This window comes from Ralstonia sp. SA306 (genome assembly GCF_054792405.1).
In genome coordinates, this window is record NZ_CP096451.1 from 719,865 (window position 1) to 736,420 (window position 16,556).

The window sequence follows — 16,556 nt, forward strand, 5'->3', positions numbered from 1 at the left end:
AGGCCGGGATGACCCCGGCCTTTTTTCTTGCTGGTGACGGCGCCTATTTGTTCACCATCCGTGCCGGTACGGAAAGCGTGAGGATTGCACCCAGCACCATCGACGCGGCCAGCATGTACATGCCGGAATCGGTGCTCTGCGTGGCGTCTTTCAGCCAGCCGACGGCGTAGGGGCTCAGGAAGCCCGCAAGGTTGCCCAGCGAATTGATGAGCGCAATGCCGGCGGCGGCGCCGGTGCCAGCCAGGAACGCAGTCGGCAGGCTCCAGAACAGCGGCAACGTGGTCAGGATGCCCATGGTGCCGAGCGTGAGGGCGGCCATGGCCAGCGTGGTGTCGGTGTGCCACACGGCGGACAGTACGAGCCCGACCGCGCCCACCACCGCGGGAATCGCGATGTGCCAGCGGCGCTCACGCAGACGGTCGGCGCTGCGGGCCACCAAGACCATGGCGACGACTGCCGCGCCGTACGGAATCGCCGTCAGCAAGCCCACCGAGAACGGATCTGCCACGCCGGTCTGCTTGATCAATGTCGGCAGCCAGAAGCTCACGCCATACAGGCCCATCACGAAGGTGAAGTAGATCAGGCTCATCAGCCACACGCGCGGGCTGGCCATGACGGTGCGGATGGGCGGGTCTTCCTTCTCGGCGTCTTCGGCGGCGATGTTGCGGGCGAGCAGCGCCTTCTCTTCCTCGGTCAGCCACTTCGCGTGGCTGATGCGGTCGTCCAGATAAGCCAGCACGAAGATGCCGACGATGATCGAGGGAATGCCTTCGATCAGGAACATCCACTGCCAGCCGGCTAGGCCGTAGACGCCGCCAAACGCCTTCATCGCCCAGCCTGAGATGGGGCCGCCGATCACGCCAGACAGCGCAATCGCCGTCATGAAGAAGGTGGTGGTGCGCCCACGCCGCTGCCCCGGATACCAGTACGTGAGGTACAGGATGATGCCCGGGAAGAAGCCGGCTTCTGCCAGGCCCAGCAGAAAGCGCATTACGTAGAACATGGCCGGCGTGGTCACGAACATCATGGCCGCCGAGATGATGCCCCACGAAATCATGATCCGTGCAATCCAGATGCGCGCGCCCACGCGGTGCAGGATCACATTGCTCGGCACTTCAAAGAGGAAGTAGCCGATGAAGAAGATGCCCGCGCCCAGGCCGTAGATGGTCTCGCTGAACTTAAGGTCGTTGAGCATCTGCAGCTTGGCAAAGCCCACGTTGACGCGATCGAGATACGCGACCACGTAGCACAGCAGCAGGAACGGAACGAGGCGCCACGTCACCTTGCGGTACGTGGCTTCTTCAAACGCGCTTGTGGACTGGGGCGGCAGCGTGCTTGCGCCGCCGACCGGTGAGGTGGGTGGGGTGGTGGCCATCGGGTCTCCAGAATTGTTGTGAGTTCAGGCCGAGTGCTCCTCGTTACCTACCTCGGCCTGGAAAACCGCCACAGCATTCTGCGCTTCTCGGGCGAATGCGCCAAGACGCCCGCCGGCAGGGTTTATACGCAGCGCCCGCCGTCCACTTCCAAACACGTGCCGGTAATGAACTCGGCTTCGTCCGACGCCAGATACAGGCATGCGTTGGCCACATCCTGCGGCGTGGAGAGCCGCCCCATCGGGATCGTCGCCAGGAAGCGCGCGCGGTTCTCAGGGGTGTCGGGTACGCCCATGAACTGCTCGATGAGGCCCGTGGCGCCCATCACCGGGTTCACGCAGTTCACGCGGATCTTGTCGGGGCCAAGCTCCGCCGCCATCGCCTTGCTGGCCGTGATGACGGCCCCCTTGCTGGCGTTGTACCAGACGAGCCCCGGCCGCGGCCGGATGCCTGCGGTGGACGCCACATTGACGAACACGCCGCCACCGCGCTCCCGGAAGTGCGGGACGATGTGATGCGCCGTCCAGTAAATGCTCTTCACGTTGACGGCCATCACGCGGTCGAACTCATCTTCGGTGATCTGCAACAGGGGCTTGTTCTTGTGCGTGGTGCCGGCGTTGTTCACGACGATGTGCAGATCGCCATAGCGCCCCAGCGTGGCGCCCAGCAATTTGGCGACGGAATCGCCATTCGACACGTCAGCGTGCACGAAATGCGCATCGCCGCCGGCCACGCGAATGGCGCTGGCCACGCGTTCGCCGGCTTCCGCATTCAGGTCATTGACGACGACGCGTGCGCCTTCGCGGGCAAAGGTGTTGGCGATGCCTTCTCCAAAACCCGAACCCGCGCCCGTGACGATGGCGATTTTGCCGGCAAGCCGCATGGTGTCTCCTCGTGTTGTGGGTGGATGTTGCGTTGCGCCTTAACCGTGACGGATGGCGATGGTCTTGAGCGTGGTGAAACCGTAGAGCGCTTCAAAGCCCTTCTCGCGCCCATGGCCCGATTGGCCCGTTCCGCCGAAGGGCAGTTCAACGCCGCCGCCCGCCCCGTAATTGTTGATGAAGACCTGGCCGGCCCTGAGCTTGCGTGCGAGGCGCATCTGGCGGCCACCGTCGTTCGTCCACACGCCAGCCACCAGGCCGTAGGGTGTGCCGTTGGCCAGGGCCAGCGCTTCGGCTTCGGTATCGAACGGCATGGCGGCCAGCAGCGGGCCGAACACTTCCTGCTGTGCGAGCCGGTGCGTGTGCGGCACATCGCGCAGCAGCATCGGCGCCTGGTAGTAGCCGGTCTCGGGCGCCTCGGGCACCACTTGGCCCTGGGCCATCACCGGAATGTTGGCGTGCTGCGCATCCGAGACGAAATCCCATACGCGTTGCTGCTGCTTGGGGTTGATGAGCGGCCCGCAATCCAGATCCAGCGACGAGGGCCCGACCTTGATGGATTCGAACACCATGGCCAGCCGGTCCAGCATCGCCTCATACACGCTGCGCTCGATCAGTACGCGGCTGCCGGCAGAGCACGTCTGCCCGGCGTTCTGGATGATGCCGTTCACCACGGCTGGAATGGCCGCTTCCAGATCGGCGTCGGCAAACACGATTTGCGGAGATTTGCCGCCAAGTTCCAGCGTCACGGGCACGTGGTTTTCTGCCGCCGCTCGCACAACGGCTTTGCCCGTTTCCGGTGATCCCGTGAACGACACATGGTTGATGCCGGGATGCGCAGCCAGTGCCGCACCCGCTTCGTGGCCATAGCCGGTCACGATGTTGAGTGCGCCGTCGGGCAGGCCTGCCTCGGCGGCCAGCTCGGCCACGCGCAGGATCGACAGGCACGCGTCTTCCGCCGGCTTGACCACGCATGCGTTGCCCGCCGCCAGTGCAGCGCCCACGCTGCGCCCGAAGATCTGCATCGGGTAGTTCCACGGGATGATGTGTGCCGTTACGCCATGCGGCTCGCGCACGGTCAGCACGGTGGTATCGGCCGGGTAGGGGATGGTTTGCCCGTGCAGCTTGTCGGCCGCACCGGCGTAGAACTCGAAGTAGCGGGCCACGGCGCGGGCGTCGGCGCGCGCCTGGCGCATGGGCTTGCCGGTGTCGCGGGCTTCCAGGCGGGCCAGTTCTTCTTCGTGATCGGCCAGGCGCAGGGCCACGCGCATGAGCACACGGCCGCGCTCGGCTGGCGGCAACTGGCCCCAGACGCCCTCGAACGCACGCCGCGCTGCGTGCACGGCCACGGTGATGTCGGTGGCGTTGCCGCGCGCAATCTCGGCAAAGGATTGGCCGTCGGACGGGTCGAACACCTTGATGCGCATCCCCGAGTCGGGCGACATCAGACGGTTGGCGATGAAGTGCTGGGCATGCATGGGGGGGTCCTGCAAAAGATCGGCAACGCACGATTTTCGCACGGGTGCAGGCCGGGTAGGGGAAGCGGCAGGTTGTCAGGGGCTATAATGCCCGCCGACAGATTTTCACGTTTCTTTCCAACCATTTGCGTCGCGTTTTTACGCAGTTCGCGCATTCCGGAGCATTTCCATGAGCTTCAACAACGTCTCGCCGGGCAAGGACATCCCCAACGATTTCAACGTCATCATCGAGATCCCGGCGCAGAGCGACCCGGTCAAGTACGAAGCCGACAAGGAAACCGGCCTGCTGTTCGTGGACCGCTTCGTGGGTACCGGCATGCGCTACCCGGCCAACTACGGTTTCATCCCGCAGACGCTCTCGGGCGACGGTGACCCGGTCGACGTGCTGGTCGTCACGCCGTTTCCGCTCATCCACGGTTGCGTGGTGCGCTGCCGTGCCCTGGGCATGCTGAAGATGACCGACGAATCCGGCGTGGACGCCAAGCTGGTTGCCGTGCCTGTCAACAAGCTGAGCCCGGCCACGGCCCACATGACCGACCTGTCGGACATCGGCCAGAACCTGCTGGATCAGATCAAGCACTTCTTCGAGCACTACAAGGCGCTGGAAGCCGGCAAGTGGGTCAAGGTCGAAGGCTGGGGCGGCATTGAAGAAGCCCACAAGGAAATCGCCGACGGCGTTGCCAACTATAAGAAGTAAGCAATTTCAGGATTTCGCCGTACGGCGTGTCTGACAAATCCCGGGCTCCGGATGGAGCGCCGGGATTTTTTCTTTGCGAAGTGGCCATCAGCGTCATGCGCACGGATTTGTCGGCGTGCGTCAGAGCGCCATCTGCGGCCGGGGCTAGGTCGTTGTATGCGTTTCATGGAGTTCTCTACGAGTTTTGCATACTTACCGCCCGGTAGTTCTGCTACACAGAGATTTAAGAAACGCTCATTTGCCCACCGGAAACGGCCCCTCTAGACTCCCCGTCAAGTTTGACTCCAACCCTTGGTACTGCGATGTTGAACAAGACCGTTGTCGTTCCCGTGCTTTCCGCTGTGGCCATGGCCGCATTTACTGTGTGGGCGCTGCTGGTTGGGCCGCCGGACGCCGCCCACGCTGGCGAGCGTGCCGTTGCATCGACCGCCATGGCTGTTGATTCGAACGCCGCACACTGCGTGATCGCCCGGCAGAAGCCTGCCGCACACTAAGCTTTGCTTCCGCGTCCGCCGCTTGTGCGGACGCTGTCTTTCCCCGCCTCCGCCGTTTCCCGCCGCTAATCCGATTCTGATCGTTGCCTGAACGGCGAGCGGTCTGTCAGTTCATCCAAATACGCTTCCATGCCGGCCGTCTCGCGGTCGAGGAACCTGCCGACTGCATCGGCAAACGCCGGGTGCGCCAGCCAGTGTGCCGATAGCGTCGCCACCGGCTCGAAGCCGCGCGCCATCTTATGTTCGCCTTGCGCGCCACCTTCGAACGTGCGGATGCCGTGCGTGATGCAGTACGTCAGCGGCTGGTAATACGCCGTCTCAAAGTGCAGGCAGGGGTGATGTTCGATCGCACCCCAGTAGCGGCCGTACATGACGGACGCTTCGGGCCGTGTGTCGACCACCAGCAGCGCGCTGGCGATGTCGTTGCCGTCGCGCGAGGCGACCACCAGCAGGAGGTTTTCCGGCATCGTCTGGCCGATCTGGCGGAAGAACTCCAGGTTCAGATACGGCGACGAATGATGTTCGCGGTAGGTGGTGCGATAGCAGCGGTGGAAGAAGCGCCAGTCGGCGTCTGTTGCCGCTGCGCCGGGCACATGGCGGAACGTAATGCCGGCGTCGTGCACGCGGCGGCGCTCGGCGCGGATATTCTTGCGCTTCTTTTGTTCCAGCGCGGCCAGAAAGTCGTCGAAGCTGGCAAAGCCCGGATTGCACCAGTGGAATTGCACCCCTTGCCGCAGCAGCATGCCGGCCGCACGCATTTGCTCGGCCTCGCCGGCGGTGGGAAAGAGCACATGCAGCGATGACAACTCGCTCTGCCGCGCAACCGCCAGCAACGTGTCGAGCAGCGCCGCGCGGGCAGCCGCATCCCGCGCCAGCAAGCGCGCGCCCTGGACTGGCGTAAACGGCACGGCGGACAGCCATTTCGGGTAGTACTCCAGCCCATGCTGCGCATACGCATTGGCCCACGCCCAGTCGAAGACGTACTCGCCATAGGAGTGGCCCTTCACATACAGCGGTACGGCCGCAGCGAGCACTTCGCCATCGGGGCCGTCTTCCCACAGCGTCAGGTATTGCGGCGACCAGCCGGTGTCGGGCGATGCGCTGCCGCTCTCATGCAGGGCGTGCAGGAAATCGAAACGCAGGAAGGGCGTTGCCTCGGGCTGCAGGGCGAGCAGGGCGTCCCACGCATCGCGGCCAATGTCACGCAGATCGGTCACAAGTCGCATGCGATAATTGGCTAATTCGTGCCGCGAACCAGCGCGCGCTTGGGGCTCGGGAAAAAGGGGGCGAGAGGTCATGCCGCCGATTCTAATTCCAGCTTCGAATGCCGCGCTTGCAATCCACATTGCCCCCATGACCGTCTCTGTCGCTCTCGCCCAGATCAACTGCACCGTCGGCGATTTCGCCGGCAATGCTGCCCGCATCGTCGCCGCCGCGCGCGAAGCGCACCAGGCTGGTGCGCGCGTTCTGCTCACGCCGGAACTGTCGCTCACGGGCTATCCGCCCGAAGACCTGCTGCTGCGCCCGGCCTTCATTGATGCCAGCGCGCGCGCGCTTGACGCGCTCATCGCCGAACTGGCGGCCTTCCCGGGTTTGCACGTGCTGATCGGGCACCCGCAACTCTCGCAGGAAGCCCCGGCCCCCGGCCTGTTGCCCAAGCCCACGAACAGCGCCACAGTGGCCGCGGACGGCTGCGTGGTCGGCCGGTACAACAAGCTGGAATTGCCCAACAACGAGGTTTTTGACGAGAAGCGCTACTTCCAGCCCGGCACCGAGCCCTTTGTGTTCGAAGTGGACGGCACGCGCTTCGGCGTCGTCATCTGTGAAGACGCCTGGTATGCCACGGCCACGGCCTATGCCAAGGCTGCCGGTGCGCAGGTTGTGCTGATCCCCAACGCCTCGCCGTATCACCTCGACAAGGAAGACCTGCGCGAGCGGATCATCGGTGACCGCGTGAAGGAATCGGGCTTGCCGCATGTGTATGCGAACCTGGTCGGCGGGCAAGATGAGCTCGTCTTCGATGGCGGCTCGTTCGTGCTCGACGCCGAAGGCAACGTCGTCGTGAGGATGGAGCAGTTTGTGGAGGGCGTCGGCTACGCGCAGTTCGACGGCGGACGCGCGCTGCCGGGGGCGATCGTGCCGGAGCCTTCGCTGGAAGCCCAGGTGTACGAGGCGCTCAAGCTGGGCGTGCGCGATTACCTCGGCAAGAACGGCTTCCCCGGCGCGATCATCGGCTTGTCGGGTGGCGTCGATTCCGCTTTGGTGCTGGCGATTGCCGTCGATGCGCTGGGCGCCGATCGTGTGCGCGCGGTGATGATGCCCTCGCGCTACACGGCCGATATCTCGTGGGTGGATGCGCGCGACATGGCGGCTCGGCTGGGCGTGCAGTACGACGAAATCGCCATCAGCCCGATGTTCGACGCATTCAAGGGCGCATTGGCGGAGGAGTTCCGCGGGCTACCCGAAGATGCGACGGAAGAGAACATCCAGGCGCGCATTCGCGGCACGCTGCTGATGGCGCTGTCCAACAAGAGCGGCCGCATCGTGCTGACGACCGGCAACAAGAGCGAAATGGCGGTCGGCTACTGCACGTTGTACGGTGACATGGCCGGTGGTTTTGCCGTCATCAAGGACATCTTCAAGACGCTGGTCTACCGGCTGTGCCGCTACCGCAATTCGTTGTCGGAAGTGATTCCTGAGCGCATCCTGACCCGCGCGCCGTCAGCCGAGCTGCGCGAGAACCAGACCGATCAGGACAGCCTGCCCGAATACGATGCGCTCGACGCCGTCGTGCAGCGCTACATGGAGCAGAACCAGCCGGTGGCCGACATCATTGCTGCGGGGTTTGCCGAGGCCGACGTGCAGAAGATCGTGCGCCTCATCAAGATCAACGAGTACAAGCGGCGTCAGGCGCCAGTGGGCATTCGCGTGACGCAGCGGGCGTTCGGGCGCGACTGGCGGTATCCGATTACGTCGCGTTTCAAAGAGTAAGCCGCCGCCATGCTCGACTACTACGCCAAGCGTGCCCCCGAATACGAACGCATCTATGCGAGGCCGGAACGGCAGGGGGATTTGGCGTGGTTGAAGGCGCGCGTGCGTGATCTGACGCGCGGTGCGCGGGTGCTGGATCTGGCGTGCGGCACCGGTTTCTGGACCGAGGCGATGACGGACGCGCGCAGCATCGTCGGCGCTGATTACAACGACACCGTACTGCGCATTGCGCGCGGCAAGGACATCCCCAGGGCGTCGTTTGTGCGCGCGGACAACGATGCGCTGCCTTTTGCGCCTGGCATGTTTGATGTGATGACGGCAGGCTGCTGGTGGTCGCATGTGCCGCTGCAGCGCTTGCGCCAGCACGTCGAAGCGTTGCACCGCGCCCTGGGGCCCGGCGTGCGTGTGCTGTGGTTCGATAACCAGTATGTGTTCGGCTCAAGCACGCCCATTGCCTACAACGACGAACATGGCAACACGTGGCAGCGTCGCCCCTTGCGCGATGGCAGCGAGCACGATGTGCTGAAGAACTTTCCGGACGATCCGACGCTGCTGCAGACGGTGGCCGGCATCGCCCGGGATGTGCGCATTAACCGGCTCCAGTATTATTGGATGCTTGAATACTTCACCAACTAGTGAGCGAGACACCATGAAACAGATCACCGCCATCATCAAGCCCTTCAAACTGGACGAAGTGCGCGAGTCGCTCGCCGACGTGGGGGTGACCGGCCTGACCGTCACCGAGGTCAAGGGTTTTGGCCGTCAGAAGGGCCACACCGAGCTGTATCGTGGTGCGGAATACGTGGTCGACTTCCTGCCGAAGATCAAGATCGAGGTGGTGGTGGCCGAGAGCCAGGTCGAGAACGTCATCGACACCATCGTCAAGGCCGCCAAGACCGGCAAGATCGGCGACGGCAAGATTTTCGTGATGCCGGTGGAGCAGGTGATTCGCATCCGCACCGGCGAGAAGGACGAAGCGGCGGTCTGAAGCCTTTTTCTGTGGCCGGCGCGCTCGCGCCGGTCAGCGCGGCAGGGTGATGTTCCAGCGCAGCGTCGCTAGCCGCCCGATCACGATCGCCAGCGTGGCGATCACCACGGACACGCTTGGCAGCAAGTCCGTGTGCGTCAGCCCGACGTAAAGGAAGCACCCGAGAAACGCGCACGTTGCGTACGGGTGATTGTCCCGCAGCAGCATGGGCACTTCATTGCAGACCACGTCGCGCAGCAGGCCTCCAAAGGCCGACGTGATCACACCCATCATCACCGACACGAAGACCGGCACGCCCGCATCGAGCGCCAGTTGCGTGCCAAGCACGCCAAAGAGCCCCATGCCGATGGCGTCGGCCACGATCAGCACGCGATCGGACACCAGTTGGCTCACCAGTCGGATCACCCAGTTGGCGAACAGGCTCATCACGAACAGCGCGAGCAGGTATTGCTCGTGCTCGATCCAGTAGAAGGGCCGTCGATCCAGAAGCAGATCGCGCAATGTGCCGCCACCGAACGCGGTCAGGAACGCAACGATGAATGCGCCCACGGCATCGAGCCGGCGCCGTTTGGCCTCCGCCAACCCAGAGATGGCAAACGAGAAGACCGCGAGGATCTCCACCCAGTGCATCACCAGTTGCAGGCGGGTCACGTGCATATGCGTGTTGTTCTTGTGATGAGCGGGGCGAATGGGAGGACTGTGCTTTAGGAGCCGTGCGGCTGGCGCAGCAGCACCAGCACCGCGCCAGCGCCCCCGGCTGTGTTGCGGGGCTCGACAAAAGCGATCACTTCTTCCTTCTGCACCAGCCACGAGCGCACCTTGCCCTTGAGCACGGGCGTTTTGTCGGGCGAGCCGAGTCCCTTGCCGTGGACCACGCGCACGCAGCGGATGCCACGCTGTACGGCACGGCGCAGGAAGGCTGCGAGCGCCTCGCGGGCTTCTTCGCGGCGCATGCCGTGCAGGTCGATCTGGTCTTGCGTGGCCCACTCGCCGCGGCGCAGTTTCTTGAGCACGTCGTCGCCAATGCCAGGGCGACGGTAGGAAAGCGTGTCGTCGGTTTCCAGGAGGTTGTCCACGTCGAATTCATCCGACAGCGAATCGCGCAGCACGGTTTGCTCTTCGGCACGCGAATGCACGGGGTCGGGCGCGGGCGGATTGCGCGGATGCTCGACGCGCTTGTTCTGGCGCAGCGCGCTGACCTCGCCGATGCTGGCACGGAACACGTTGGCTTCTTCTGCGGCCTTGCGTGCGGCGGCTTCGGCGCGCTGGCGTGCGGCTTCGCGTGCTTCCGTCTCGTGCTTGAGCTGGTCACGCAGGCTGGCCAGGTCGGTCAGGCTGAGTTTGTTGGCGGGGAAGGGGGCGCGTTTCATGGTGAAGGGCAGGCGAGCACATCGGGGGTGGAGCGTGTGTCGATTATACGAAGGTGCCGCACATGGCAAAACGGCCGATGGTCACCCATCGGCCGTTTTGTTTGCGTCCGGAAGCCCCGGCGCAATGACGCTTATTCCAGGCTTTCCAGGTAGCGCTGGGCGTCCAGTGCGGCCATGCAACCCGTGCCGGCGCTGGTGATGGCCTGGCGGTAGATATGGTCCTGGACGTCGCCCGCGGCGAACACGCCCGGGATGTTGGTGGCGGTGGCCATGCCATCCAGGCCGCTCTTCGTGCGGATGTAGCCCGTGTCGTTCATGTCGAGCTGGCCGCGGAAGATGTCGGTGTTCGGCTTGTGGCCGATGGCGATGAACACGCCCGCCACCTTGAGCTCTTCGGTCTTGCCTTCGTTCTCGTTCGTGCCTTTCAGGCGGGCGCCCGTTACGCCGGAGTCATCGCCCAGGATCTCGTCGAGAACCATGTTCGTCTTGATCTCGATCTTGCCTTTCTTCTCCTGCTCATGCAGGCGGTCGATCAGGATCGGCTCGGCGCGGAACTTGTCGCGGCGGTGGATGAGCGTGACCTTGCTGGCGATGTTGGCCAGGTACAGCGCTTCTTCCACGGCGGTGTTGCCGCCACCCACCACGGCCACTTCCTGGCCCTTGTAGAAGAAGCCGTCGCACGTTGCGCAGGCAGACACGCCGCGGCCCGCGAAGGCTTCTTCCGACGGCAAGCCCAGATATTGGGCCGAAGCGCCGGTGGAGACGATCAGCGCATCGCAGGTGTATTCGCCCGAATCGCCCACCAGGCGGATCGGCTTCTCATTCAGATGCGCGGTGTGGATGTGGTCGAACAGCACGTCGGTCTTGAAGCGCTCGGCGTGTTCCAGAAAGCGCTGCATCAACTCGGGGCCTTGCAGGTGCTCCTTGTCAGCCGGCCAGTTTTCCACGTCGGTGGTGGTCATGAGCTGGCCGCCCTGTGCCAGACCGGTGACCAGCACGGGGTTCAGGTTGGCCCGGGCAGCGTAAATCGCGGCCGTGTAGCCGGCGGGGCCGGAGCCAAGGATCAGCACTTTTGCGTGTTTTGCCATGATGCGTTCTGTGTGTGCGCGGCACGAGGGGTGGAGCGCCGCCGTGCAGGCTAGGTGAGGGTGATGGGCGCCATTATAAAGTGGCACCCCCTCGTCCGCCCGGTTGTAAATTCCAATGGCAGTGATAGGGCCGCGTTACAATCCTCGGCATCGCATTTGTGCTGTCCTTTTGTGCTGTCACCAAGCCGCGCGGCCTTGCCCAAGCGGCGCACCCGTCTCCCGCATGGCTCGAGCTTCCACCACTCCGACAACCCGCACCGATCCCTCCGCACTGCCGTCCCGCATTGGACGGCTGCTGGGGGAGGTCCGCTGGTTCCTGTTGCTGGCGGTGACCATCGCCTTCCTGATCATCCTTCTGTCATACAACCGGGCCGACCCCGGTTTCACCCACGCCAGCCAGGTCGACGAAATCCGCAACCTGGGCGGCCGCGTGGGCGCGTGGCTGGCTGATCTGCTGCTGTTTGTCTTTGGCGCGTCCGCCTACTGGTGGGCGGTGCTGCTGGTGCGCAAGGTCTGGCGCGGCTGGCGCGAGCTGATGTCGGACGAGCGCCTGCCGCGCACCTCCATGCCGCGCGTTGACGCCAGTGTCACGTGGATCGGATTTGCGCTCATCCTGGCTTCCAGCATGGGTCTGGAAGCCATCCGCATGTACTCGCTGCACATGAAGCTGCCGCGTGCGCCGGGCGGCGTGCTGGGCGATGTGATCGGCGGGGCGATGCAGCATTCGCTGGGCTTTACTGGCGGCACGCTGGCGCTGCTGTTCACGTTCCTGGTCGGGCTGTCGCTGTTCTTCCATTTTTCGTGGCTGAACCTGGCCGAGCAGATCGGCGCAGGCGTCGAGATGCTGTTCGTCGGCTTCAAGACGCGCCGCGAGAGCAAGCAGGACCGGGCCATTGGCGAGGCAGCCAAGGTCGAGCGTGAGGAGGTGGTCGAAACCCGCCGCGTGCGCATTGAAGAATCGCCGCCGGTGCAGATCGTGCGCCCGACCGCCGTGGTCAAGAGCGAACGCGTGGAGCGTGAAAAGCAGCAGCCGCTCTTTGTCGACATTCACGATTCGGACCTGCCGCCGCTCGCGCTGCTCGATCCGATCCCGCCGGTTGTGGAAACCGTGAGCGCCGAGACACTGGAATTCACCTCTCGCCTGATCGAGAAGAAACTCAAGGATTTCGGCGTGGATGTGCAGGTGGTGGCGGCCTATCCTGGCCCGGTCATCACGCGTTACGAAATCGAGCCCGCCACGGGCGTGAAGGGCAGCCAGATCGTCAACCTCGCCAAGGACCTGGCGCGTTCGCTGTCGCTGGTGTCGATCCGCGTGGTGGAGACGATTCCGGGCAAGAACTACATGGGTCTGGAGTTGCCGAACCCGAAGCGTCAGGCGGTGCGCCTGTCGGAGATTCTCGGCTCGCAGGTCTACAATGAGAGCGTATCGCAGCTCACGCTGGCGCTGGGCAAGGACATCGCCGGCAAGCCGGTGGTGGCCGACTTGGCCAAGATGCCGCACTGCATGGTGGCCGGTACCACGGGCTCCGGTAAGTCGGTCGGGATCAACGCGATGATCCTGTCGCTGCTGTACAAGGCCAAGGCCGACGCGGTGCGCCTGATCCTGATCGACCCGAAGATGCTGGAACTGAGCATCTACGAAGGCATTCCGCACCTGTTGTGCCCGGTCGTGACCGACATGCGGCAGGCTGGCCACGCGCTGAACTGGGCCGTGGGCGAGATGGAACGCCGTTACAAGCTCATGAGCAAGATGGGCGTGCGGAACCTGGCGGGCTTCAACAAGAAGATCGAAGAAGCCGCGGCGCGTGAAGAGAAGATTCCCAACCCGTTCAGCCTGACGCCGGACGCGCCGGAGCCGCTCGACAAGCTGCCGATGATCGTCATCGTGATCGACGAACTGGCCGACCTGATGATGGTGGTCGGCAAGAAGGTCGAAGAGCTGATCGCGCGGATCGCACAGAAGGCGCGTGCCGCCGGTATCCATCTGGTGCTGGCGACGCAGCGTCCGTCGGTGGACGTGATTACGGGCCTGATCAAGGCCAACGTGCCGACGCGGATCGCGTTCCAGGTCAGCAGCAAGATCGACTCGCGCACGATTCTTGACCAGCAGGGCGCCGAAGCGCTGCTGGGCATGGGCGACATGCTGTATCTGGCGCCCGGCACCGGTTTGCCGGTGCGCGTGCACGGTGCGTTCGTGTCGGACGAGGAAGTCCACCGCATCGTCGATAACCTCAAATCGCAAGGCGAGCCGAACTACATCGAAGGCATTCTCGAAGGCGGTGTGGTCGACGGCGAGGGCGGCGGCGATGGCTTTGGCGGCGGCGCGGGTCTTGTCGGCGCCGGTGGCGGCGAGGCTGACCCACTCTACGACCAAGCCGTCGACGTGGTGCTCAAGAACCGCCGTGCCTCGATCTCGCTGGTGCAGCGTCACCTGCGTATCGGCTACAACCGCGCCGCACGCCTGCTCGAAGACATGGAAAAGGCGGGCCTTGTTTCTGCCATGTCCGGCAACGGCAACCGCGAAATTCTGGCGCCCAACCGCAACGGCAACGTCGTCGAAGAGGAATGATGCTGTCCGCATGTTGCGCGCACTTGCCGTTACATCGCGTTACCGCGTCGGCGGAATGTTCGGGCGCGGCCGGCCACTAAGAATAAGATCAACTGAAACCGGGATTCCTATGTTTGTGTTGAAAGCACGTCACCTGATGGCCGCCGGGCTGGTTTCGCTGGCGGCATGGTCGGCCGGCGCCTATGCGGGCGCAGTCGAACAGCTCAATGCGTTCGTGAGCAACGTCAGCACCGCGCGCGGAGAGTTCGTCCAGCGACAAGTGAAGGGCGGCACCAACGGCAGCCCGTTGCGCGTGGCCGGCACCTCCAGCGGCGATTTCGTTTTCTCGCGCCCGGGCCGCTTCGTCTGGCGCTATGTGAAGCCATACGAGCAGCAACTCTCGGCCGACGGCCAGATGCTTTACATCTTCGACAAGGACCTGAACCAGATCACGGAGCGCAAGCTCGATGCGTCGCTGGGCTCAAGCCCCGCCGCCATCCTGTTCGGCAGCAACGATCTGGCCAAGAACTTCACGCTCAAGGAAGGCGGTACCAAAGACGGCATCGACTGGGCCGAACTCACCCCCAAGGCAAAGGACACCCAGTTCGAGCGCATCGCCATCGGCTTTCGCAGCGGCGAGCTGCAGGGGATGGAGCTGCGCGACGCCTTCGGTAACACCACCTTGCTGACGTTCTCGAACATCCAGAAGAATCCGCAACTGCCGGCCAACGTGTTCCGCTTTACGCCGCCCAAAGGGGCCGACGTAATCAAGCAATGACGCGTGCAGGCCGGTTTTCGACAAGGAGACCGACCATGCCTTTGCCGTTCACCACGTCGCTGCACCGAGCGGCCGCTCTTGCTGTCGCAGCGTCAGCGGCAGCCGTCTTTACCGGATGCGCCTCCACCGGTGCGTCCCGTTTTGATGTCGATTCCTTCCTCGCCGCGCCCGACACCGTGCTGGCCGAAGCCTTGGTCAACAAGGATTTCCTGCACGCGACCGAGCTGCCTGGCGCCGAGTGCAGCGCATTGGTGAAGGGGCACGCAGGGCAAGTTGTGCCGATCCAGACGCCGGCTGATCCGCGCCTGCCCGAGGCTTCCGCGCGTCAGCCGTTCGTGATTCAGCCGCCGGCCAGCGAGAGCGTCTGGCTCCTCCTGCGCTCGCCCAGCGGTGCGCAGTCATGTCATGGGCCGCTGCCGGCCAAGGCGTTCATGGGGCTCGTGCAGCGCGCGTCAAACTGACCGCGCGTCGCGCGAAGGGGCGCCGGGGTTACGCCCGGTTTCTGCGACAATCCCCGGATGAACGCTTCCGCATCCCTCTTTCCGGACGCGCCCGCCCACATGCCGCTGGCCGAGCGCCTTCGCCCGCATTCTGTCGACGAAGTGATCGGCCAGCAGCATCTGCTGGGGCCGGGCAAGCCGCTGCGCGTGGCCTTCGCTTCTGGCGAGCCGCATTCGATGATCCTGTGGGGCCCGCCCGGCGTTGGAAAAACCACGCTGGCCCGCTTGATGGCCGACGCGTTCGATGCGGAATTCATCGCGCTGTCGGCCGTGCTCTCTGGCGTGAAAGACATCCGCGAGGCCGTCGAGCGCGCTGAGCAATTCCGCGCCAATGGCCGCCGCACGCTCGTGTTCGTCGATGAGGTGCATCGCTTCAACAAAAGCCAGCAAGACGCATTTCTGCCGCACGTGGAAAGCGGGCTGTTCACCTTCATCGGCGCGACCACGGAAAACCCCTCGTTCGAGGTGAACGGTGCATTGCTCTCGCGTGCCGCGGTGTACGTGCTCAAGAGCCTGTCTGACGACGAGCTGAAGCAGTTGGCCGAACGAGCGCGCCAGGAGCTGGGCGGGCTGGAGTGGGCCCCCGCCGCAGTCGACGCCATCGTCGCCTCTGCCGATGGCGATGGCCGCAAGTTGCTCAACAACATTGAAATCGTCACCCGCGCCGCGCGTTCGCAGGCTGAGGGCGATACCGTTCCGGTGGTCGACGAGGCGCTGCTGGCATCGGCGTTGTCGGAAAACCTGCGCCGCTTCGACAAGGGCGGCGACGCGTTCTACGACCAGATCAGTGCACTGCATAAATCCGTGCGCGGCTCCGACCCGGACGGCGCGCTGTACTGGTTCTGCCGCATGCTCGACGGGGGCGCCGACCCGCGCTATCTCGCGCGCCGCATCGTGCGTATGGCATGGGAAGACATTGGGCTGGCCGACCCGCGTGCCGGACGCATCACGCTGGATGCCGCGGAAACGTACGAACGTCTGGGCTCGCCGGAAGGCGAGCTGGCGTTGGCCCAGGCCGTGATCTACCTGGCCATCGCGCCCAAGTCGAATGCCGGCTACAACGCGTACAACGCAGCACGCGCCTTCGTCAGCCAGGACAGGTCGCGCAACGTGCCCGTGCATCTGCGCAATGCGCCGACCAAGCTGATGAAAGAACTTGGCTACGGCCACGCCTACCGCTACGCGCATGACGAGCCCGAGGCCTACGCCGCGGGCGAAACCTACTTTCCCGACGACCTGCCCGCGCAGAACTGGTACGTGCCCACACCGCGCGGCCTGGAAGGCAAGATCGGCGAGAAGCTGCGGCACCTGCGCGAGCTGGATGCACAGTGGCATGCCCAGCAGGACAAATCCTCTCGCAACAAATAATC

At 64.3% G+C, this 16,556-nt stretch carries 16 protein-coding genes; 9 read left to right on the top strand and 7 right to left on the bottom strand.

The genetic code is table 11. From position 1 onward, the window contains the following. Positions 1-43: 43 nt before the first annotated feature. From M1D44_RS03460 to M1D44_RS03470, 3 genes are all read right to left on the bottom strand, one after another. Positions 44-1,375, bottom strand: coding sequence for an MFS transporter (locus tag M1D44_RS03460; RefSeq protein WP_316684079.1), 1,332 nt, complete (start codon positions 1,373-1,375; stop codon positions 44-46). Positions 1,376-1,497: 122 nt separating this feature from the next. After that, positions 1,498-2,256 carry an SDR family oxidoreductase gene (locus M1D44_RS03465; protein ID WP_024975068.1) on the bottom strand — a complete coding sequence of 253 codons (759 nt, stop codon included), beginning with the start codon at positions 2,254-2,256 and terminating at the stop codon, positions 1,498-1,500. Between the two features lie 39 nt (positions 2,257-2,295). After that, positions 2,296-3,732, bottom strand: coding sequence for an aldehyde dehydrogenase family protein (locus tag M1D44_RS03470; protein WP_316853130.1), 1,437 nt, complete (start codon positions 3,730-3,732; stop codon positions 2,296-2,298). A 169-nt stretch (positions 3,733-3,901) separates the two neighbouring features. Here M1D44_RS03470 and ppa point away from each other — a divergent pair, with 169 nt between their 5' ends. Both ppa and M1D44_RS03480 read left to right on the top strand, forming a co-directional pair. Beyond that, positions 3,902-4,429 (top strand): inorganic diphosphatase, encoded by a 528-nt coding sequence (gene ppa / locus M1D44_RS03475; RefSeq protein WP_024975070.1) that lies wholly within the window; start codon positions 3,902-3,904, stop codon positions 4,427-4,429. Between the two features lie 302 nt (positions 4,430-4,731). After that, the gene (locus M1D44_RS03480) at positions 4,732-4,923 is read left to right on the top strand and encodes a hypothetical protein (protein ID WP_024975071.1); all 192 of its coding nucleotides are present in this window, start codon (positions 4,732-4,734) and stop codon (positions 4,921-4,923) included. Positions 4,924-4,988: 65 nt separating this feature from the next. Here the strand turns inward: M1D44_RS03480 and M1D44_RS03485 are convergent, their stop codons facing one another. Then, positions 4,989-6,221 (bottom strand): GNAT family N-acetyltransferase, encoded by a 1,233-nt coding sequence (locus M1D44_RS03485; protein ID WP_024975072.1) that lies wholly within the window; start codon positions 6,219-6,221, stop codon positions 4,989-4,991. 55 nt (positions 6,222-6,276) lie between these two features. Between M1D44_RS03485 and M1D44_RS03490 the strand changes: the two genes are divergently transcribed. Genes M1D44_RS03490 through M1D44_RS03500 form a run of 3 tightly spaced genes read left to right on the top strand, consistent with a single transcriptional unit; the run spans position 6,277 to position 8,902 of the window. After that, positions 6,277-7,914 carry an NAD+ synthase gene (locus M1D44_RS03490; RefSeq protein ID WP_316853132.1) on the top strand — a complete coding sequence of 546 codons (1,638 nt, stop codon included), beginning with the start codon at positions 6,277-6,279 and terminating at the stop codon, positions 7,912-7,914. 9 nt (positions 7,915-7,923) lie between these two features. Beyond that, positions 7,924-8,550 carry a class I SAM-dependent methyltransferase gene (locus M1D44_RS03495; protein WP_024975074.1) on the top strand — a complete coding sequence of 209 codons (627 nt, stop codon included), beginning with the start codon at positions 7,924-7,926 and terminating at the stop codon, positions 8,548-8,550. A 13-nt stretch (positions 8,551-8,563) separates the two neighbouring features. Next, positions 8,564-8,902: a P-II family nitrogen regulator gene (locus M1D44_RS03500; protein ID WP_004631293.1), complete on the top strand. Its 339-nt coding sequence runs from the start codon at positions 8,564-8,566 to the stop codon at positions 8,900-8,902. Between the two features lie 33 nt (positions 8,903-8,935). Here the strand turns inward: M1D44_RS03500 and M1D44_RS03505 are convergent, their stop codons facing one another. The 3 genes from M1D44_RS03505 to trxB all read right to left on the bottom strand — a co-directional run bounded on the left by M1D44_RS03505 (position 8,936) and on the right by trxB (position 11,360). Continuing rightward, complete coding sequence (locus tag M1D44_RS03505) at positions 8,936-9,559, bottom strand: trimeric intracellular cation channel family protein (protein WP_024975075.1); 624 nt, start codon at positions 9,557-9,559, stop codon at positions 8,936-8,938. A gap of 47 nt (positions 9,560-9,606) precedes the next feature. Then, positions 9,607-10,272, bottom strand: a complete 666-nt coding sequence (locus M1D44_RS03510) for a Smr/MutS family protein (RefSeq protein WP_316853133.1) — start codon at positions 10,270-10,272, stop codon at positions 9,607-9,609. A gap of 131 nt (positions 10,273-10,403) precedes the next feature. Beyond that, positions 10,404-11,360 (bottom strand): thioredoxin-disulfide reductase, encoded by a 957-nt coding sequence (gene trxB, locus M1D44_RS03515; protein WP_112183983.1) that lies wholly within the window; start codon positions 11,358-11,360, stop codon positions 10,404-10,406. A gap of 223 nt (positions 11,361-11,583) precedes the next feature. Between trxB and M1D44_RS03520 the strand changes: the two genes are divergently transcribed. The 4 genes from M1D44_RS03520 to M1D44_RS03535 all read left to right on the top strand — a co-directional run bounded on the left by M1D44_RS03520 (position 11,584) and on the right by M1D44_RS03535 (position 16,554). Then, positions 11,584-13,929, top strand: coding sequence for a DNA translocase FtsK (locus M1D44_RS03520; protein WP_316853134.1), 2,346 nt, complete (start codon positions 11,584-11,586; stop codon positions 13,927-13,929). A 109-nt stretch (positions 13,930-14,038) separates the two neighbouring features. After that, the gene (gene lolA / locus M1D44_RS03525) at positions 14,039-14,686 is read left to right on the top strand and encodes an outer membrane lipoprotein chaperone LolA (protein ID WP_024975079.1); all 648 of its coding nucleotides are present in this window, start codon (positions 14,039-14,041) and stop codon (positions 14,684-14,686) included. A gap of 35 nt (positions 14,687-14,721) precedes the next feature. Further along, positions 14,722-15,147 (top strand): hypothetical protein, encoded by a 426-nt coding sequence (locus M1D44_RS03530; RefSeq protein ID WP_316853135.1) that lies wholly within the window; start codon positions 14,722-14,724, stop codon positions 15,145-15,147. Positions 15,148-15,246: 99 nt separating this feature from the next. Further along, positions 15,247-16,554: a replication-associated recombination protein A gene (locus tag M1D44_RS03535; protein ID WP_024975081.1), complete on the top strand. Its 1,308-nt coding sequence runs from the start codon at positions 15,247-15,249 to the stop codon at positions 16,552-16,554. Positions 16,555-16,556: the final 2 nt, after the last annotated feature.